Genomic DNA, 19,644 nt, shown 5'->3' with positions numbered 1-19,644 from the left:
GCTGACGGCCTCGCCCTCTGGTGGGCAGGCAGCCAAGGCCCATTCCGCCCGGAGCGGATGCAATCCGTCCGTGGAGGGGCGTGTGCGGACGTATACTCCGCCCCCGTGCCAACCGGGGAGGACCCCTGGAGGAGTGTGGATGCGCAAGCTGCTGTGGGTGCTGTTCGCCGCGGGAATGGTGTCCGGCTGCAAGAGGGACGAGCCCCCCGCGCCTGTCCGTGCGGAACCTGGGGTGGCGGCCGGCAAGGGCGAGCAGGCAGCCCCGGCCGAGGTCGTCGAGGACTTTGATGACAGCAAGCCCTACGCCCTCACCCAGGCGAAGCTGGACGCCTATGTGGGCTACCAGCGCAAGGTGGTGGAGGCCTACTCCGCCATGGCGAAGGAGCTCCAGGCCGCGAAGGCTCGGCTGGCGGCTGGGACGGAGGCGCCAGGCAAGGGGCCGGGCCTCAGCGAGTCCATGAAGGCCATCGAGAGCAAGGCCGAGTCCGAGGCCAAGGCACGTCGCGAGGCCGGTCTCTCCGAGGAGGACGTCAACCGCATCGGCGCGCTGGTGACGGACGTCATCACCCAGCGGCACATGGCCGCCATGCTGGACCTGGCCGGCGAGCTCAAGAAGCTCGAGGAGATGCAGGCGAAGCTCAAGCCCGAGCAGGCCCGGGAGCTGGCGCCCCAAATCGAGGTCATGCGCCAGCGCGTCCAGGAGACGGAGAAGCTTGGGTCCGTCCGGAAGGTCCATGGAGACGCCAACGTGGACCTGGTCCTCACCCGCGAGCAGGAGCTGATGACCAACTACCAGGACATGCTCCGGTCCTTTGGTGCCAGGGCGCAGTAGGGGCGAGGGGCTCGCTCACCATGGGGGCAACCCATGGCTCGCGATACCCTCACCCCAGCCCTCTCCCGGTGGGAGAGGGGGTTTTAGACGCGACGCAGGTTCGGCACCTTCTTCAGCAGCTGCGCCAGGTACAGGTCCGACACCTTCTCCAGCACCGTGTTGCCCCGCAGGCGCTGGTTCAGGTTCACGAAATCCACCTGGTCCAACCGCTGATCCTGGTTGAAGCAGGAGAACACCCACGTCTCCTTGCCCGTCTGCGGATCCACGTGCCGCTGCAGGCACTGCGCGCAGATCTCCTTCATCATGCACTGCATCGGCGAGTTGATGGAGCCGATCGCCTCGTGCTCGGGGTTCAGGTACGGCTGCAGCACCCCGTGCCGGGCCTCCTGCACCGCCCTCATCATCCGGTCCGAGCCGATGGCGATGATGCGGTTCACGTCCCGGAAGGACGCCACCGGCGCCACGCCCAGCTCACCCTTGGCGTAGGCCAGCATCGCCTGCACCACGTTGCCCCGGAAGGCCGTGTCCTGCGGACGCCGCGCCTCGATGAGCTCGCCCGCGTCCACTGACCACACCACCTGGTCCGTGGCCGCTTCGATCTCCTCGCGCTTGAAGACGTCCACGCGCTGACGGAAGCCGGCGAAGTAGACCACCTTGCAGCCTGCCGCCTTCAGCGAGCGCGCGATGGAGAAGAGCACCGCGTTGCCCAGGCCTCCGCCCACCAGCAACACCGTCTCGTTGTGGCCGATCTCCGTAGGCGCGCCCGTGGGGCCCATCACCACCACCGGCTCGCCCGGCTTCAGGGCGGCGCACAGCCGGGACGAGGAGCCCATCTCCAGCACGATGGTGCCCATCAGCCCCTTCTCCTTGTCCACCCACGCGCCCGTGAGGGCCAGGCCCTCCATCGTCAGGCGCACGCCGTCCACCACCGTCGCCGACCGCTCGAAGTTCTGCAGCCGGTAGAACTGGCCGGGCTCGAAGTGCTGCGCCGCGAACGGCGCCTTCACCACCACCTCCACGATGGTGGGCGTGAGCCGGTTGACCGTCACCACCCTCGCCAGGAAGGCCTCGTCCTGCTTCGCGAAGTGCTCTGCCAGCTTCTCGTCACGCCGGGCCTGCGCCAGCTCGTCGTTGAAGTCCATGGCCGCCACTTCCTTCGCGTACAGACGCGCCACCTCGGGGTAGCCGTCCTTCGCGCTCGCCATGGCCTTCACCACGTTGCCCGCGTACGTGGGGTGGTTGTCGCCGAAGTACGAGATGAAGTGCCCGTTCTTCCGGTACGAGGTGAAGAAGCCCACCTTCGCCGCGATGTCCTCCACCGGCTCCACCGGCGCCAGGCTGAAGCCGTCCGCATGCTCGGCGAGCTCGAAGCTCTTGAAGTACTCGCCGTTCTCGTCCAGCTCGAAGGTGCCCGGGTACTCCTTCTCGTACGTGACGTTGGGCGCCGTGCCCGCCGCCACGCACACCGTGCGCGCCGGCAGCTCGAAGAACTCGCCGCTGCCACGCAGCTTGCCGTCCTTCGTCACCATGCGCTCGAAGCGGATGGCCTTCACCGCGCCCTTCTCGTCAGGCACCGCCTCCGTCGGGCTCATGCGCTCGATGAAGCGGATGCCCTCCTCGAGCGCCTTCGCCACTTCCTCATGGTTGAGGCGGTAGGCCGGCGACTCCGTGAGGCCACGCCGGTACACCAGGCTCACGCCGCCCCAGCCGCGCACCAGCCGGATGAAGTCCGGCGCCCGGCCCTCGGCCTGCGCGCTCTCACGCTCGGCACGCACCGCCCGGCCATGCTCCAAGAAGGTCTGGTAGGTGGCCTTCTCGTCGGCGTCCAGGCGCGCGAGCACGGCCTCCTCACCCAGCTCGGCCACCAGCTTCTCGTGGCGCTCGAGCGTCTTCTCCACCTGCACCGGGTAGTACGCCAGCAGCTCCGTGGCCGTGTCGATGCCCGTCAGGCCTCCGCCGATGACGATCGCCGGCAGCTGCACCTGCAGGTTGGCCAGCGAGTCGCGCTTGAAGGCGCCCGTGAGCTGCAGCGCCATCAGGAAGTCGCTCGCCTTGCGGATGCCCCGGATGAGGTTGTTCTTCATCCCGATGATGGTGGGCTTGCCCGCTCCCGCCGCGATGGCGATGTGGTCGAAGCCCATCTTCCACGCGTCCTCGATGGTCAGCGTGCCACCGAAGCGGATGCCGCCGTAGATGCGCAGGTTCTGCCGCCGCTCCAGCGTCAGGTGCATCAGCGTGAGGAAGTTCTTGTCCCAGCGCACGGTGATGCCGTACTCGGACACGCCGCCGAAGCCCTCCTGGATGCGCTCGTCCAACTCGCGGGTGAGCGCCTTCCAGTCGCGGATGGGCCTCATCGCCTTGCCGTTGCGGCCCACCAGCTCGTCCTCGAAGGGCTCAATCTTCAGGCCGTCGATGCCGGTGACGCCGAAGCCCTCGTTGAGCAGGTAGTGCGCGAGCGTGTAGCCGGCAGGGCCCAGGCCCACCACCAGCACGTTGCGGCCCACGTACGGCAGCGCGTACGGGCGGCGCACGTTCAGTGGGTTCCAGCGCGTGAGCAGGCCGTAGATTTCAAAGCCCCAGGGCAGGCTCAGCACGTCCGTCAGCGCCCCCGTCTCCACCATGGGGATGTTGACCGGCTCCTGCTTCTGGAAGATGCAGGCCTTCATGCAGTCGTTGCAGATGCGGTGGCCGGTGCCCGGGCACATCGGGTTGTCCACCATCACCACCGCCAGCGACGCCAGCGGGTTGCCCTCGCGCTTGAGGGCGTGCGCCTCGGAGATGCGCTCGTCCAGCGGGCAGCCGGTGAGCGGAATCCCCAGCGGGTTCTTCTTGAAGGTGTGGCCCTCGACGACGGGATCCTTCGCCTTGAAGCCCTTGGAGCACGAGTCCTTCTCGCGCTCGTGGCAGATGACGCAGTAGTCCACCTCGCCCATCACCTCGCGCTGCGTGCCGCGCGGGTCCGTCAGCTTGAAGCCGTCGCGGTAGCGCAGGTGGTGGTCCGAGCCCTGGGTGATCTCCGGCAGCTTCTCGTCCGGTCGCTCGAGCTGTACCAGCTGGTCGAACACCAGCGGCTTGGGCACCCGGTGCGTGGGCCACTTGTGGAACAGCTCCTTCATCTCCGGGTGCAGCGCACGCGCGTACGTCCAGCGGTCCGCCAGCGCCAGCAGGTTGCGCACCGACTGCAGCTCCGCCGCGTCGTCCCCGTGCGTCACCAGGCTGGAGCCAAAGGCCTCCTTGCCCTCGGCCTCCGCCAGCAGCGCGGCCCGGATGCCCGTCCACTTCGCCCGCAGCGCCTCGCCTTGCTCCGGCGTCAGCGGCGGCAGGTTGCCGGAGCTGCCCGAGAAGAGCCGCTCCAGGTCCATCAGCGTGAGGATGGACTCGGCCAGGGCGCGCTCCACGTCGTCACTGGCGAGCGCCTCGGGGAAGGCGAGCGACAGCATCAGCCGCATCCGCGCGTCCAGCGAGGGGTACTCGGCCAGCGTGGGGCGATCGGCCGCGCCCTTCTTGAAGACGCGGCGGGTGATGAACTCGCGCTTGAAGTCGAAGAGCGGCAGCTCTCCCTTGATGGCGCGGGCCACCCGTTCCGCCTCTGTCTCGAGGCCGAAGAGCCGGGTGATGAAGGCCGACACGTGGCGCGCCACGCGGATGAGCAGCTCGGACTCGGCCGGGCCACTGACGCTCTTGCCGCCGGACTTCCGGTAGGCGTCGAAGGCCTTGAAGAGCTCGGGCTCGGCGGTGGCGAGCTGCTCGTCAAAGCGCTCGGCCAGGCGGCGGAGCCCGCGGGGGCGATACAGATCCTCGAAGTTGAATCCGGGGATGCCGAGGGTCAGCGTGGAGCCGTCGTGAGTAGGAAGGGCGGTCAAGGGACGCATGTCACTGAGAGTAGGAGAAGGCAACCGAGGAAAAACGGCTGCCAGACCGGGCCTATTTCGCGGCTTACCGGTTGGAAAGCAAGCAGACTCAATCAGGTGTGCTTCTGGAGCAGGTGTAACCGACGGTGCATCTTCTTCAACCCCAAGAACATACGCACCGCATCCACGCCGAATCGGACCTTCGAATCCCCGGCATCAGCCCAGTCAATGGGGACCTCGAGCGGCCGAGCACCCTGCTCGCGCATGAGCACCAACAGCTCCACATCCAGCAGCCACCGGTCCTCCTGGAGCCGGTCCAACAGCGGCCGAAGCAGCGAGGCCCGGAAGAGCTTCGCCCCACATTGGGTGTCGTAATAGCCCAGGTGGAACTGGAGGTCCGTCAGCGTCGCGAAGACACGCCCCTGCAGGTGTCGGAAGAGGCTGCGCTCCACGTGCCGCCCCGCCATCTGGACGCGCGAGCCCACCACCACGTCAAAGTCCCGTGACGTGGCCGCCAGGGTGGCCAGGCGCAGGAACTCGTCCGCGCTCACGGCCCCGTCCGCGTCCAGGAAGGCCAACCACTCGGCCTGGGGATCGGCCTCCCGCCAGCCCTTTCGGATGGCCGAGCCCTTACCGCTATTGCGCTCGGCCGCCACGAAGCGGAAGCGATGGGGCGAGCCCTCGCGCGTGAGCCGGGCCTGGGCTGCCTCAATGCTCGCCCGCTCCTTCGCCGCCTGCTCTGGCGCGCTCCCGTCGTCCAGGACGATGAGCTCCAGGATGGGTGATGCGGTGGCGAGACAGACCCGTGTGAGCTGCTCCACGAAGCCTGGAAGCCGGGCCCCTTCGTTGTACGCGGGAATCACCACGCCGATGGTTGGAGCAGTCACAGGAGAGGTGTGAAAGCACGGCCCCTCTAGACCGTCAATGCGTGCGAAGCGCGAGAGGCCCCGTGCCCCGCCGCAGCCAGGCCCATCCTCCGAGGCCCGCCAGCACCGCCAGCACACATGCCAGCCCCTTCCACAGAGTGGCCGGGACGTAGCGCAGCACTACACGGTGCGCTCCCTCGGGCACGGGCACGGCCATGAAGGCGTAGTCGGCGCGAAGCAGGGGGGCGGCCTTTCCGTCCACCTCGGCGCTCCAGCCGGGGAACCACGGGTCCATCACCACCAGCAGCCCGGGCGTCTGCGCCGAGACTTCGAGCTCCGTGTGGTTGGGGCCTCTCGAGGTGATGGTGGCCGGTCGGGGGGCGTCCGTCGGCGCTGAGGGTGGGAGCGGGTGCTGCGTGGGCTCCACGGTGACCGTCTCGAAGGGCTGGAATCGGTGCACCTCCTGGCGGAAGCGCGCGCCATCCATCACCTCGTATTGCTGGGTCCAGAAGGCCAGGGGCAACGCCTTGATGGGGTAGCGCCAGAACTGCCCGTCCCGTTGCGCGGGAATCGTGAGTCCTCTCACCGGTCCGGGGGCGACGATGGACGGTGCGGCGAACAGCGGGAAGAGGGGACTGCCTGGGGTTGGCCAGATTTTGCCGTACTCGTCGTCCACGGGCGCCCCCGCGATGATGGAGAAGCCGCCGCTCCGGGTCGCGTAGAGCAGATCGTAGATACGGTCCACCAGGAGCTGGCTGTAGCCGGTGACGCCCTCGGCCCCCGAGGCCGCGGTGACGTTGGGATTGAACCCGACCTGCAGCACCCGGCCTCGTGCTCCCTCCTGCGCGGGGGGCAGGGGCGGGTAGTGCCGGACCAATGCTTTCGTGGGCAACACGGGCATGTAGTTGCTGTAGGCGTGGTGCAGATCCGCGAAGACGAGCAGCGCCGCGCCCAGGGGGAAGAGCGCTGGCCACCGCTTGGGCAGGTCCCGCGCGGCTACCCACACGGCGAACACAGCCAGCACGCCCATCGTCCAGGGGAGGCTTGCGCGCACCGAGCTGGCGCGGAAGCCCAGGGCCTCGGCTCGCGTAGCCATCCACCACGCCACCCCGAGCAGCACGAGCGTCCCGGCCACCACCGGCAGCCCCTGCCACCACCGCCTCCGCTCGGCGAGTGTATCGAGCGCGTCGGCCGTGAGGACGGCCGCGGCGAAGTTGGCGAGGAAGAGCGCCCGCGTGGCCACGCGCAGCATGTTGAAGCCCGGCAGGTAGCGGAAGAAGAGCCCGTAGAGTGGCGTGTTGCTGCCGAAGCAGAGCACGAGCGAGAGGACGAGCACCGCCAGGAAGTACCAACCCAGGCGCTTGGGCCGAGTGGTGAGCACGAGCACCAGCGCGGGCAGGCCGAGGTAGCCCGTCATCTCCCAATAGTTGAACTCGCCGCTGTAGGCAGGTGGCCGCCCCCACGCATCGGGGAAGAGGAGCAGGGCCAGGGCTCGAGGCGTGGGCCAGTGGTAGAAACTGGCCCAGCGCAGCGTCATGCCTCCCGCGCGAGGGCTGTACGCGCTGAACTCGGCGCCCGCGAGGATGAGGGGCGCCGCGAGCAGCAGGCCCGCCGGGAGCACGAGCAGCAGCGGCCAGGCCTTCCCCCGTGTGCTGAGCACCTGGAGGGCCACATAGCCCCCCACGAGGAGCGTGCCGAAGTAGGCGATCTGCGCCGCACCGCCGAACCAGAGCCCGGCAATCCCCAGGGCCGCGCCGAGGAAGAGGCCCGGGGTCAGTCCGCGCCGCAAGGCCTCATCCACCGCCAGCATCGTCCAGGGCAGCGGCGCGAGCGTCGCGCTGAACGTCCAGTGGTCCAGGTGCACCGTGGTGAAGCCACCGAGCGCCACGATGAAGGCGGCGGCCATGGCGGCTCCTACGCTCCGACCCCGGTGGCGCTGCCAGACGAACATGCCGAGCGCGGCCACCACCAGGTGGGTGAGCGTGCTGAGCGTCAGGGCGCGCGCGGCCTCCACCGCGAAGTAGAGCCACGTGGTGGGCAGGAAGATCCCCGCCTCGCTCGAGCTCCACAGCGGGAAGCCGGCATAGATGGAGCGCTGCCAGAAGGGCCACTCCCCGCCCCGCACGGTGTGCTGGAGGAGGTAGCGAACGGGGATGAAGTACTCGCGCAGGTCGTCGCTGCTGAAAGCCATGCCGGGCGCGGCGGCCCGGACGTGAAAGGCGAGCACCGCGGCAACGATGAGCAGCCCGGGGACCAGGGCCACGAGCAGCCGAACGGCGGGACGGTGGCTCGGAGGAGGGGCCTGGCGCGAGGCTTCCTGCCCCGGGGCGGCGGGCACCGGGGGCTGCTCCTGGGGTTGCGACTGGGTGGTCACCGCGTCTGTCTACCTTCTGGCTTCGAAAAGGTCACCGGCCAGGCCGAGAGGGGCTCTGTCCAAGGTGGACGAGGTGGGCTATGTGAGGGGCCGCATGGAAGCCCACCTGTATGAGGAGATGGCGAAGACCGAGGACCATCATTGGTGGTTCCGGGGCCGCCGCCACATCATCGAAGCCGTACTCCGGCAGCACCTGCCACCCGTCGCCCAGCGGCGCATCCTGGATGTCGGGTGCGGCACGGGCGGCAACCTTCCGCTCCTCCAGCGCTTCGGTCAGGTGGTGGGCCTGGAGGGCTCCCCGGAGGCGCTGGCGCTGTGCCGACAGCGGCTCGGGCCGGACTTTTCGCTCCACCAGGGGCAGATCCCCCAGGACATCCCTTCAGGTCGCTTCGACCTGGTGACGGCCTTCGACGTGCTGGAGCACATCCCCGACGCCGAGGGCGCGCTCCGGGGCATTCGCTCGGCACTGACTCCCGATGGGCTGCTGGTACTCACCGTGCCAGCCTTTGGCTTCCTCTGGAGCGAGCACGACACGGTGCACCACCACCAGCGCCGCTACACCGTGGACATGCTCACCGCGCAGCTCACGGCCGCGGGGCTTCACCTGCGCTGGTCCTCCTACTTCAACAGCCTCCTGTTCCCGCCCATCGCCGCGGTGCGCCTGCTGCAACGCGTGCTTCCGAAGCCGCGCCATGGCATGCCGCGCTCCGATGTGAAGGTGACGGACGGCACGGACCTGACCAACCAGGTGCTCGAGGCTGTCTTCAGCGCTGAGCGGCACGTGGTGCCGCGCGTCTCGCTGCCGTTCGGCGTGTCGCTGATCGCCGTGGCCTCCGCTGAAGTGAGCAACTGAGGTCGGCTACTCCTCCGAGGCCTTGCTCTGCTTGGCCGAGCGCCGAGCGCGAGACGGAGCCGGCTGCGGCTCCTGGGCCGGTGTCGTCTGGACCTGGGGCGTGGCCTGGGCGGCGCGGAGGGCCTCCACCTCACTGCGCAGGCGTACCACCTCGGCGGAGAGCTGCGCGTACGAGTCGCGCACGTGGCCATTGAAGACGCGCTGGCGGGCGAGTGCCTCGTTGATGAACACCTGGCACGTCTTGCGGAAGGCCCACTTGGCCACCAGCACGAACTGGCCCGCACCACCCCGGTGCGTGTGCAGCGGCAGCGCGCGCGTGGCGTCCGCGTTCTCCTCCAAGGCCTGGAGGTTGAAGGAGAGCGGATCCACCCGCGGCTCCACACCCTGCTCGGGCACGTCCACCTGCTCCGACGTGGGCAGGCCCCGCGTGCGCAGGCGCTCCTCGATGCGCGCGAGCAGCTCTCGCGCGGGGATGTCCCGTCCCATCAGCTTCATCGGCTCTTCTCCCTGACGATGCGTTCCATCTCTTCCCGGTAGGCGTCCACCACCTTGGGCCACGTGTACCGCGCCGCGTACGTCTTCGCGCGCCGGCTCAGCGTGGCGCGCTGCTCACCCAGCTCGCGCAGTCCCGTGATGAACGATTCGATGTCCTTGTACGTCCGGCCCGCGCCGCTGCGCTCCACCTGGCCCACCAGCACCTCCGAGTGCCCGTTGACCAGTACCGGCGTGCCCGAGGCAAAGGCCTCCAGCGTGAGCAGCGAGAGGCTCTCGAAGCGCGAGGGCACCACCACCGCCAGCGCGCCGGCCAGCGCGTCGTACTTGTCCTGCTCGCTGATGCGGCCCACGTGGCGCACGCCCTCGCCGCGTAGCTCCATGTGCGCCTCGCCCGCGAGCACCAGGTCCGGTGCGTCGTGGAAGCGCGAGCGCAGCTCCCGGTGGAACTCGAGCAGCTCGGGGATGCCCTTGCCGGCCTCCAGCCGCCCCACGTAGAGCAGGTAGGGGTTGCGCACGCCGTACTGCTCGCGGAAGCGCTGGGGGTCCATCTGCTCCGGCACGTCCACCCCCACGCCCACCACCTTCGCGGGCGCATGGTCCGGGTAGAACCTCCCGATGAGCTCCACCTCCTCGGGCGTGTTGCACAGCAGGGCGCGCGGGCGCTCGAAGACGTCCGAGTACACGCCGAAGCGGATGGGCGGCTCGTCATGTGCCGTGGGGACGAGCAGCGAGCGCTCCGCCACCATGGGCACGCCCCACACCGTGGGCGCGTACAGGTAGGTGAAGAAGACGAAGCCGTCGTAGTCCGCCCCGTGGGTGTCCAGGTGCTCCAGCAGGCCGGGCACCACCGGGCCTTGCTCGGCCACCCAGTGCTCTTCGCGCAGCCGCTCGTTCGGCTTGTCGAAGACCTGCTTCGACAGCGCGTTGAAGGGACGGATGTGGCGCACGCGCGTCACCGGGAATCGCAGCACCCGCACGCCCTCCACGTTCGAGTCCTGCTCCTCGCCTGGCGGGAAGACGTTCTCCCAGGAGAGGTGGTTCTTCGCGCACGTGGTGAGCACCGTCAGATCCCAGTGCGGCGCCAGCTGCTCCACCACCTGCTGGGCGTGCCGCTCGGCCCCGCCCGTCACCTCGCCGTAGCGCTGCACCACCACGCCGACCCGGGGCTTCTTCCTCGTCGGCGCGGCGCGGCGCTTCGGTCGTTTGTCCTCGCCCAGCGCTTTCGCGAGGGCCTTCTGGCTCGCCTCGGCGGAGAAGTCCTCCAGCCGCCGGGCCTGGCCCGCGAGCAGGCGCTCGCGCAAGGACAGGTCCTCGCACAGGTCCACCACCAACTCGGCGAGGAAGGCGAAGCGCTTCTGGTCGAAAGCGATTCCCGCGCCCCCGAGCGTCTCGGGCACCGCCGCCGCCGCGTAGGCCAGCACGGGGACCTCCGCGGCCATGGCCTCGATGAGGGGAACGCCGAAGCCCTCGTGCTCGCTCATGGAGACGAAGACGTTCGCCGAGCGGTACGCGGCCACCAGCTCCGCGTGGTTGAGCCTCCCGAGAAAGTGCACCCCGGACAGCCCACGCGCCGTGCGCTCGAGCGACTTGAAATACCGGCTGCCCGGCTCGTAGCCGCCTACCATCAGCAGGCGCGCCTCGGGCCGTATCCGGAGCAGCTCCGCGTGCAACGCGAGCAGGTCCTCGAAGCGCTTGTGGGGCGCCACCCGGCTCACCGAGAGCACCACGGGGCCTGGTCCGGACAGGCGCCGCAGCATGTTCTTGTCCGCGTTGGACTCGGAGAAGCGCTGGGGCTCGACGAAGAGGGGGACGGTGTGGACGTTGCGGTAGCCGGCCTCACGCAGCTCGGCGCAGTTGTAGTCCGACACGCCGATGGCCACGTCCGCGAACGGCGCCATGGCGGCGAGCTGCGCCCGTCCCGTCAGGAGCGCCTCGGCCAGCGGGGTGCCCGTGTAGTAGCGCGCGGGGCTGATGTTGTGGAAGACGACGCCTCGGCGGCAGGGCAGGTGCATCAGCCGGCTGCTCAACGGCGAGGCGATGCCATGGTGGTAGAGGACGAGGTCTTCCGGGCCCGGGCGCAGCGCGGAGACGGGGTGGGCCAGGGACTCCAGGCCTGCGCCGACCTCGCCCGCGTACAGCTCGCCGAAGTGACCCAGCCGGCGCAGCAGGAGTTGCAGGTGCAGTGCCGCCTGTCCGGTGGCATCGCCCGCGACGAAGCTCGGAATCAGCTGATGGACCGCCATAGGGGAACCCTGCCTATCACAGCACCGTGCTATGAGGCGCCCCGTGTCCATCGGTCCTGTCGCTTTCGATGCGAGTCTGTGGGACGAGCCCACCACGGGCATTGGCCTGTATGCCCGCTGTCTGGCCTCGGGTCTTGAGAACCGAGGCGTGCGCCTGCTGCGGCTGGGGGCTCGGGTTTCGGGAGAGGACCCACGGGGTCGGATGGGGCGCACCACCTACGTGCTCGGCCGGCTGCCCCAGGCTCTACGGGACTCGGAGGCGCCGCTGTACCATGCGCTCGGCAACTTCAACCTCCCGCTGGTGCGCATTCCCGGCAAGGCCTACGTCGTCACCGTCCACGACCTGATTCCTCTGCGGATGCCCGAGACCGTGTCCCGGGCCTATCGCTGGCAGTTCCGACTGTGGCTCGCCCGGAGTGTCCAGGTGGCGGACCGCATCGTCTGCGTGAGCGCGTGCACCCGGGACGATCTGCTGGCGCGCCACCCCGAGGTCGCGCACAAGGTCACGGTGGTGCACAACGGGGTGGACCACGTGGACCGCTACGCGCTGGATGCCACCACCGAGGACTTCCTGCGCTCGCTGTCTTTGCCCCAGCGGTTCGTGCTGTATGCGGGCTCGCTGGACGTGCGGAAGAACGTGAGCCTGGTGCTGGACGCACTTGAGCGGCTGAAGGCGCGGGGTCGCCCGGCCACGCTGGTGCTGGCGGGACAGAGCTGGTTTGGCTCGGGCTCCGTGGAGAGCCGGGTGGGGCGCATGCGTGCGGAGGGGCACGACATCCGCCCGCTGGGGTACCAGTCCGAGCCCGTCTTCTACGAGCTGATGCGGCGGGCAACGGTGTTCGCGTTCCCCTCGAAGTACGAGGGCTTCGGGCTGCCGCCGCTGGAGGCGATGCGGCTGGGGACTCCGGCCATTGTGTCCACGACAGGGGCCACGCCCGAGGTGTGTGGAGAGGCTGCGTTGGCGGTGCGGCCGGACGACGCGGAGGGCCTGGCGGAGGCGATGGATCGGCTGCTGCGCTCGGACACCGAGCGGCGGCGCTGGGCGGAAGAGGGGCGACGGCACGCGGCCCGGTTCACCTGGGCACGCTGTGCGGAGGGGACACTCGAGGCCTATGAGTCGGCGCTGCGGCGGTAGGTCGCCCGCGCCAACTCCAACGTGAAGGCGAGTCGGGGGCTGCCGGCCTTGCTCCAGTCGCGCTCGGGCGCCCGGACGAAGCCAGTGCGCGTGTACAGGCGTTGAGCTGGAGCCATGGTGGGCTGCGTCGAGAGCACCAGCCGTTGGCAGCCGTGGTCGCGAGCGCGGCGGATGCATTCCGTGACCAGCGCCTCGCCGATGCCTCGGCCCCGAGCGGCGGGCGCGACGGCCAGCAGGCGGAGCTCCGCTTCGTGTTCACGGGCGAGCTCGACATGGCGCGAGCCACTGAGCAGGAAGGTGACCGTCTCCATCAAGCCCTCGCGTTCATCCCTGGCCGCGATGAGCTCCCCGTCGGCCGCGAGTGGCTCCACGGCTCGGAGGACAGGTGCACGCTCGTCCGGCCGCATTCTTGGCCGACCTGTCCGACAGTCGGACAAGTTGCGGAAGAGCCGGCCCGGAGGGGCTGCCTGACAGCACCTGCTTCATGTGGCCTGGCGGAACGAGGGCTGCGCCACACCTCGCTCGTTGTTCGGCACCGTGCTCGGGACAGCCGAGAGCGCGATGCCGAGCTGCCCGGCCCAGTACAGCAGGATGATGGCGTAGCTCATGCCTTCGATGGGGTGCACGAACATCCTGAAGGCGAGCAGCGTGTCACTCAGGCCGAAGCACAGGGCTCCCATCAGCGCGGCCCACTGTTCGCGCCGGGCGAGTCCCTCCGTGCCGACAAGGGCGGTCGCACGCCAGATCATCGTGCAGATGACGGCGACGTAGACGCCCACGGGCAGGGCCAAGGAGCCCAGGCCGGGCCGGAGGAACCACCAGATGCCCGCGCCTGACACGAGGATGGGTACACCCAGAATCCAGCGCGGCGTGCGCGAGGCCGTCAGGTACGCGGCGACATAGGCCACGTGAGCCAGCAGGAAGGCACCCAGGGCGAGCAGGAACAAGTCCTCGCGAGCCTCCAGCACCAGGTCGCCCACGAGGGAGAGCGTGAGTCCCGCGGCGATCCACCGGGTGTAGCGGTCACGTGGAGGCCACAGCCACACGGTGAGGCAGAGTAGGGGCACGGCCTTGCTCGCGAGCCGTAGCCAGAACAGTTGCAGCCAGATGCCAGAGAGGAAGGCGGCGACGCCCAGCCCTCCCATCACGGCGAGCCCGAGCGTCCACGGAGCGGTGCGGAAGCGCATGTTGGGGCCCTACGCTCGCACACTCCGGCTCCCGGCGTCGAAGGTGGGCTTCGTGCGCCACAGGTAGCCTCGACTCGGTGTCAGGCGATCCCGTAGTACGTGGCGGAGCCTCGTATGGTCACGATTCTCCAGAGGCTCTTCGAGAGGTGGAGTATCAAGGGGATAGAGGTGGTGCACACGCAGCCCCAGCCCTGAGGCTTGTCGCGCATGGACGAGTTCTATTACGCCGCAGCCTATTGGGGATGTCGCCCGGAGTCGGCTCAACAATGCGCCCGACGTGCGGAACTCTTCTTCCGCCTGTTGTCAGAGTGCCACCCTGACTACGCCCGCTGGTACGAAAAAGCCAGGTCAACCCAGAAGGCGCTCCAGCTCCAGTTCGAACCCACCTTCGATACGTTCGTGCGTTTCTTCGGCATGAAGAAGTACCAGGAGGGAAGGGACGGCTTCCATTTCGGAGCCTGGACGGGCCATCTCAACAATCAGGGAGGGATGGTGACTTTCAACTGTGGGGCGCTCGCGGAGGCGGCTCCGAATGGTGTCTTCTTCTACTTTCCCTCGGAACCGCCGGGCTGGGACCGTCTGGTCAACCTTCCCGTGTTGACCGGGGTGATGCGAGCCATGGTACTCGCGTGGGAGCCGGATTGGGCCGTTGCTGCCACCGATGACTTCCGCGAGCAGCTGTCGCAGACACGTTACCCAGGCACCTTCGTGGGTTGGCTGACGTACTACTCGCGCCAGTGGGGCGAGGTCCCTGCGTTGCCGGAACCCACGCGCGTCGAGCCCATAGAAGACAAGGGCACGCTTGTTGTCCTCTCACCCGAGCGTCTCTCCGCCGCGAATCCCGAGCATGTCTCCCTGGGTCACCGTATCCAGGGAGTGCTCGAGGAGCGCGGCTTGCTCCGGGAGGTTCTCGAATCCCGGGCGTGAGCCCACCTCGAATCTCGCGTACGGCTCCGAACGGAAGCCGGGGCGTAACGCACTGCTCTGGCTCGCGGTGAACATCCGTGAGGGCTCCCCCCTTGCGCGAGCGGAACGCCGTGGCCACCCCGTTGCGACGAATACCGCCCAGGGGGCCGTCGTGCGCTTCCGAACATTCCTTGTCCTGGCCGTCCTTCTCACCGGCGTGCCCGTGCTCGCGCAACAGGCGCTCCAGGTGCAGCCCACGCTGGAGACGGAGCAGGTGCTGGGCACCGGGCCCGTGGTCCAGGGCGCCGCCTTGTGGCGACATCCTACGGATCCGCTCAACAGCTTGCTGCTCGTGGCGGACAACCAGACCGGAATCCTGCTCTACCGCCTCAATGGCGGTCTGCTGGCGCAGCTCTCCGAGGGCGTGGCCTTGGGCGTGGACGTGCAGGAAGGCGTTTCGGTGGCGGGCATCGCCCAGCCCCTGGTGCTGGTGGCCAACCCGACCCTCCAGGCGCTTGTGCCGTACATCATCGATCCCACGACCCTCGAGGTCCGCCGGGCCACGGGGCTGGCGCCCATCGTCGCGCAGGGCTTCTCCCCCAGCACCGTGGCGCTTTACGTGAGCCCCACCACCGGACGCACTTACGCCTTCGCGGGGAGCACGACAGGCGCCCTCGTGCAGTTCGAGCTCGCCCCCCAGTCAGATGGGAGTACGGCGGTCAGTCTGGTGCGCAACCTCGACGTGGGCGGTGCTGTGGTGAGCCTGGCTGTCGACGATGCCCAGCGCACGCTCTATGTCGTCGAGCAGAACACCGGTATCTGGCAATACGGCGCCGAACCCGGCGACGCGGACAATCGGGTCTCGGTGGATGTTGTCACCGGAGGAGGGCTCGTTCAGCCGCTCGGTGGCGTGGCGCTCTACACGGCGTCGGGAGTCCAAGGCTACCTGCTGGCGGTGAGCGGGGGCGAGAACGCGGTGCGCATCTACGAGCGGCAGCCCAATGCCCATACCTTCCGAGGCAGCTTCTCCCTCGTTCAGGACGGAGGGATTGACGCGGTGGAGCGCCCGCGTCATGTGGTGGTGACGAACCGTTCCTTGGGGAACCTCTTCCCGCTGGGGATGGTGGCCGTGCACGACAGCTCCAACGGCGCCGTCAACGAGAACTTCAAGCTCGTCCCGTGGCCGGCAATCGCCACGGGGTTCCCGACTCCGCTCGTGACGGACACGGGACCCGGAACCACCCCGGATGCGGGCACGCCGGATGGGGGCCTGGATGGTGGCTCCAGTGAGCCGGGTAGCAACGTGCCGCCCCCGGTCAATGGCGAGTCTCCGCCGGGCTACAACGAGGATGGTCCCAATTGTGCCTGTGCCTCGGCGTCCGTGCCGGGGGTGGTGCTGCTCGTGCTGGCAGGCGTGCTGCTGCGCTCGCGTCGACGCCCTGGCGCCTGACGTCGGTTGCCTGCGGGGGGCGGCTGGGCTCAACTCGGCGCCCGCATGGATTCCTCCCGACTTCTCTTCCCGCTGGTAGCCCTCGTGGCCTCCGGTTGTGCCAGTGCTCCGCGTCCCGCGGAGTCTCGAGCTTCCTCTGAACCCCCGGCTCTCCAGGCCCCCACCGAGCCCGTGCGGCTCACCCTGGTCGCCACCAATGACTTCCACGGCTGGATCATGCCCCACACCACCTCGCTGTCCGAGGGGCTCCAGGTGGAGGAGGGTGGGGCGGCTGTCTTCGCCGGCTACGTGTCCCGGCTGCGTGCGGACAACCCGGGCGGAGTGCTGCTGGTCGACGCGGGCGATCTCTTCCAGGGGACACTGGCTTCCAACCTCACCGAGGGCGCCGTCGTCATCGACGTCTACAACCACCTGGGCTACGACGCCGCCGCCGTCGGCAACCACGAGTTCGACTACGGTCCGGTCGGGCCCAAGTCCGTGCCCGCGCCGGGCGAGGATCCCGTCGGTGCGCTCACCGCGCGCATCCGCCAGGCGCGCTTCCCGCTGCTCACCGTCAACGTGCGCGACGCTGCCTCTGGCCAGCACCCCGCGTGGCTCGGCAATGACGGCACGCGGCTGGTGACGCTCAAGGGCGTGAAGGTGGGCATCGTGGGCCTCACCACTCCGTCCACCCCGCGCATCTCCAACCCCGCGCACATGGTCAACCTTCGCTTCGACGACATGGTGCCCACCACGCTGGAGGCCGTCAGTCGCCTGCGCGCCCAGGGCGCCGAGGTGGTGGTGGGGCTCGCCCATGCTGGTGGCAAGTGCTCCGACCTCTCCAATCCTCGCGACAACTCGAGCTGCGACCGCAAGGACGATGAGATCCTGGACTTCGTCGAGGCGCTGCCGCCGGGCACCCTGGATGCCGTCTTCGCCGGCCACACCCACCAGCCCATGGGCCACTTCTTCGGGGAGGTGCCCGTCGTTGCTACCTCGGGGCTGGGTCGCTCCTTCAGCGTGGTGGAGCTCTTCGTGGACCCGGCCAGCCGCAAGGTGCTGACCGGGAGCACCCGTATCCAGGCCGCTGTGCCCGTGTGCACCCGGGTGGAGACGACGACGGGGAGCTGCAACGCGCGCAAGTTGAAGGACGTGGGCGCCGCGGCGCAATTCGTGCCCGCCACCTTCCTCGGACAGCCCGTGGTGCCGGACCCGGCCGTCGAGGCGCTGGTGCGCACCTCGCTCGCGCACGTGGATGAGGTGCAGCGTCGGCCCATCGGCGTCACCGTCCCCGCGCTCCTGTGGCGCAACTACGAGGACGAGAGCGCGCTCGGGGACGTGCTGACGGATGAGCTGCGGGCCATGGAGGGCGCGGACTTCGCCCTCATGAACGCTGGAGGACTGCGCGCGGAGCTGGCGGCGGGCAACCCCACCTATGGTGACATCTATAGGGTGCTACCGTTCGATAATACCGTTGCCGTCGTCACCCTCACCGGGGCGGAGCTGCGGCGCCTGCTGGAGATCGCCTACGGCGGGGGCGTCTCCGTCTTCCAGGTGTCTGGCCTGAAGGTGTCGCTCGCGAGCTGCCCGGCGAAGGACCGCCTGCGGGAGGTGACGCTCGCGGACGGGCGGCCCTTGCGGCCCGACGCGCTCTACCGCGGGGTGATGCCGGACTTCCTCGCCCGGGGCGCCGAGGGGCTGTCCGCCGTGCTCGGCTCGGTGCCCGAGAGCCGCATCGACCTGGGTGCCTCCCGGGAGCTCAACCTGCGCGAAGCGCTGATCGCTCGTTGGAGCTCCCGCAAGATGCCCCTCGTGGCGCCCGCCCTGGGACGGATCCGTTACGTGGAGGATGGGGCCCAGTGCCCGCAGCGGGATGCCCGCGAGCGGCGCAAGCGCTGATCCGCGCTCTCCCTTTCCTGGGGGAGTGCTGGCAAGTGGCTGAGATCTCTGGTGGATCTCATCCCAGGCCTAAAAATCGGCTCCCGATCAGTTTTCAACGCGCGATTTCCTCCTTACTCTAGGGCTCGGAACGTCGTGTCCGCCCCCTGGGGACTCTCCTCGTGGGGGCCTGGGCGGGCCGTGCCGGCAGTTCGGGAGGGTATGGAAATGCTTTACAAGGTCACCCCGATGATGCCTCCGCAGGCACCGGAGAAGGCCAAGCCGCGTGAGCCGGGGCAGCCGCGCAAGCGGCGCAAGTCGGCCGTCTACGATGCGGACGGGCATGAGGTGCTGATCTCGCTGATGTGCCTCAAGTGCCGTTCGCTCAAGCCGCTGGCGCAGTTCGGTTTGCGCAAGATGGCGGACGGGGCCATCCGCAACCAGCCGTGGTGTCGGACGTGCCGCTCCGGCGCGGGGACGCGCAAGCCCAAGGAGCAGCAGGTCGAGGCCGCTCCCGAGGTCCAGATCCAGAACGAGCAGACCGAGCCCAACCCGGCTCCGACGGCGGGTCCCACCCTGCAGGTGATCTACCCGCCGAGCTCGGACGTCGACACCGACACCGACGCGTGAGCCTCCGCGGGCCTGTGCCTGCGAGGGGTTGCTTCGGGATGGCACCACGCGGGCTCCGCACCCGGTACGCGTGTGCTGGCGCTGTTGTGCCATGATGCGGGCGCATGCCCGCGAGAGAAGACATGAAGGACGACTTTCCTCGCCACCCGGTTGAGCCGGGCGTGGTGGAGGAGGGTCTGGGACGGGTCATCTACCAGGATGATCGGTGGACCCTGCGGGTGCGTGAGGTCATCTCCGCGCTCGTGGAGGCGGGGCGGCGTGTCTACGTGGTGGGCGGGACTCCGCGAGACTGGCTCTGCGGCCTGCCTGCCAAGGATATTGATCTGTCGCTGGATGCTCCGGTGGAGGATGCGCACCGGGTGCTGCGCCAGGCGTTTCCCGGCATTGAGCCCGTGCTCTTCCACAACCCGCGCTTCGGCGTGCTCAGGTGGGGTGACGCTCGCTCCGGAGGGATTGATCTCAACATCCTCCGCAGTCCCGAGGACATCCAGAACGACGACATGTGGACCACCACCTTCGTCTCTCGGGATGACCTGCGGCAGGACGCGCTCACCCGGGACTTCTCGGTGAACGCCTTCTATTACGCCTGCCATGGGGGCGGCGCGTTGATGGATCCGCTCGGCTGCGGGCTGGAGGATCTGCGCTCGCGGACGTTGCGCCTCATCTGCCACCCGAGAATCCTGGACGCGGGCTATCGCCTGTCCTTCCGCATCATCCAGTTCCTGGGCCGAGGCTATGCCCCGGCGCCCAATGTGGAGGAGTACCTGCGGCGCTGCGTGGACAGGGACGTCCAGGGGATGGGCAAGCGGCTCGAGATGTGGATTCCCAACCACCTCGGCCCGAGGTCCGACCGTTGGGAGGAGTTCCGGCGGCGTCTGGACGGTTGGATCCTCCAGGAGGCGTCACGCAAGGTGCTCGATGAGGTCTTCTCCGCCCTGGAGCGGGCGGGAAGGTAGGGAGGAGGC

Annotated in this window: 15 protein-coding genes; 8 read left to right on the top strand and 7 right to left on the bottom strand. The window is 68.9% G+C overall.

Annotated features, from left to right (window positions below):
• The first annotated feature begins 139 nt into the window (after positions 1–139).
• Positions 140–832 carry a hypothetical protein gene (locus F0U60_RS38250; RefSeq protein WP_395807071.1) on the top strand — a complete coding sequence of 231 codons (693 nt, stop codon included), beginning with the start codon at positions 140–142 and terminating at the stop codon, positions 830–832.
• 83 nt (positions 833–915) lie between these two features.
• On the opposite strand, the gene F0U60_RS38245 is transcribed toward F0U60_RS38250, so the two are convergent.
• The 3 genes from F0U60_RS38245 to F0U60_RS38235 form a co-directional block, all read right to left on the bottom strand.
• Complete coding sequence (locus F0U60_RS38245; protein ID WP_395807069.1) at positions 916–4,704, bottom strand: FAD-dependent oxidoreductase; 3,789 nt, start codon at positions 4,702–4,704, stop codon at positions 916–918.
• Between the two features lie 92 nt (positions 4,705–4,796).
• Positions 4,797–5,570 carry a glycosyltransferase gene (locus tag F0U60_RS38240; protein ID WP_395807067.1) on the bottom strand — a complete coding sequence of 258 codons (774 nt, stop codon included), beginning with the start codon at positions 5,568–5,570 and terminating at the stop codon, positions 4,797–4,799.
• 34 nt (positions 5,571–5,604) lie between these two features.
• Positions 5,605–7,923 (bottom strand): YfhO family protein, encoded by a 2,319-nt coding sequence (locus F0U60_RS38235; protein WP_395807065.1) that lies wholly within the window; start codon positions 7,921–7,923, stop codon positions 5,605–5,607.
• 94 nt (positions 7,924–8,017) lie between these two features.
• On the opposite strand from F0U60_RS38235, the gene F0U60_RS38230 reads away from it, so the two are divergent.
• On the top strand, positions 8,018–8,776 hold the full coding sequence (locus F0U60_RS38230) for a class I SAM-dependent methyltransferase (protein ID WP_395807063.1): 759 nt from the start codon (positions 8,018–8,020) through the stop codon (positions 8,774–8,776).
• A gap of 6 nt (positions 8,777–8,782) precedes the next feature.
• Here F0U60_RS38230 and F0U60_RS38225 read toward each other — a convergent pair whose 3' ends face one another.
• On the bottom strand, positions 8,783–9,271 hold the full coding sequence (locus tag F0U60_RS38225) for a hypothetical protein (RefSeq protein ID WP_395807062.1): 489 nt from the start codon (positions 9,269–9,271) through the stop codon (positions 8,783–8,785).
• Positions 9,268–11,514 (bottom strand): glycosyltransferase family 4 protein, encoded by a 2,247-nt coding sequence (locus F0U60_RS38220; protein ID WP_395807060.1) that lies wholly within the window; start codon positions 11,512–11,514, stop codon positions 9,268–9,270. Before F0U60_RS38220 ends, F0U60_RS38225 begins: the two co-directional genes overlap by 4 nt.
• Before the next feature lie 43 nt (positions 11,515–11,557).
• Between F0U60_RS38220 and F0U60_RS38215 the strand changes: the two genes are divergently transcribed.
• Entirely contained in the window at positions 11,558–12,649 is a 1,092-nt protein-coding gene (locus F0U60_RS38215) for a glycosyltransferase family 4 protein (RefSeq protein ID WP_395807058.1), read from the top strand.
• Here F0U60_RS38215 and F0U60_RS38210 read toward each other — a convergent pair.
• Both F0U60_RS38210 and F0U60_RS38205 read right to left on the bottom strand, forming a co-directional pair.
• Positions 12,625–13,056 (bottom strand): GNAT family N-acetyltransferase, encoded by a 432-nt coding sequence (locus F0U60_RS38210; RefSeq protein ID WP_395807056.1) that lies wholly within the window; start codon positions 13,054–13,056, stop codon positions 12,625–12,627. The genes F0U60_RS38215 and F0U60_RS38210 overlap by 25 nt on opposite strands.
• A gap of 75 nt (positions 13,057–13,131) precedes the next feature.
• Entirely contained in the window at positions 13,132–13,836 is a 705-nt protein-coding gene (locus F0U60_RS38205; RefSeq protein ID WP_395807054.1) for a lysoplasmalogenase, read from the bottom strand.
• A 207-nt stretch (positions 13,837–14,043) separates the two neighbouring features.
• Here F0U60_RS38205 and F0U60_RS38200 point away from each other — a divergent pair, with 207 nt between their 5' ends.
• From F0U60_RS38200 to F0U60_RS38180, 5 genes are all read left to right on the top strand, one after another.
• Positions 14,044–14,763: an immunity 52 family protein gene (locus F0U60_RS38200; protein WP_395807052.1), complete on the top strand. Its 720-nt coding sequence runs from the start codon at positions 14,044–14,046 to the stop codon at positions 14,761–14,763.
• A gap of 151 nt (positions 14,764–14,914) precedes the next feature.
• A complete protein-coding gene (locus tag F0U60_RS38195; protein ID WP_395807050.1) occupies positions 14,915–16,192 on the top strand; it encodes a myxosortase-dependent phytase-like phosphatase in 1,278 nt (425 codons plus the stop codon).
• A 45-nt stretch (positions 16,193–16,237) separates the two neighbouring features.
• Positions 16,238–18,070, top strand: a complete 1,833-nt coding sequence (locus tag F0U60_RS38190; RefSeq protein WP_395807048.1) for a bifunctional metallophosphatase/5'-nucleotidase — start codon at positions 16,238–16,240, stop codon at positions 18,068–18,070.
• 207 nt (positions 18,071–18,277) lie between these two features.
• Positions 18,278–18,679, top strand: a complete 402-nt coding sequence (locus tag F0U60_RS38185) for a hypothetical protein (protein WP_395807046.1) — start codon at positions 18,278–18,280, stop codon at positions 18,677–18,679.
• Positions 18,680–18,783: 104 nt separating this feature from the next.
• Positions 18,784–19,635 carry a CCA tRNA nucleotidyltransferase gene (locus tag F0U60_RS38180; protein WP_395807043.1) on the top strand — a complete coding sequence of 284 codons (852 nt, stop codon included), beginning with the start codon at positions 18,784–18,786 and terminating at the stop codon, positions 19,633–19,635.
• The last annotated feature ends 9 nt before the right edge of the window (positions 19,636–19,644 follow it).

The sequence above is a fragment of the Archangium minus genome, from assembly GCF_044360475.1.
Lineage (GTDB): Bacteria > Myxococcota > Myxococcia > Myxococcales > Myxococcaceae > Archangium > Archangium minus.
The sequence above is the reverse complement of the archived record's forward strand: the minus strand, read 5'-3'. Positions and strand labels throughout refer to the sequence as shown.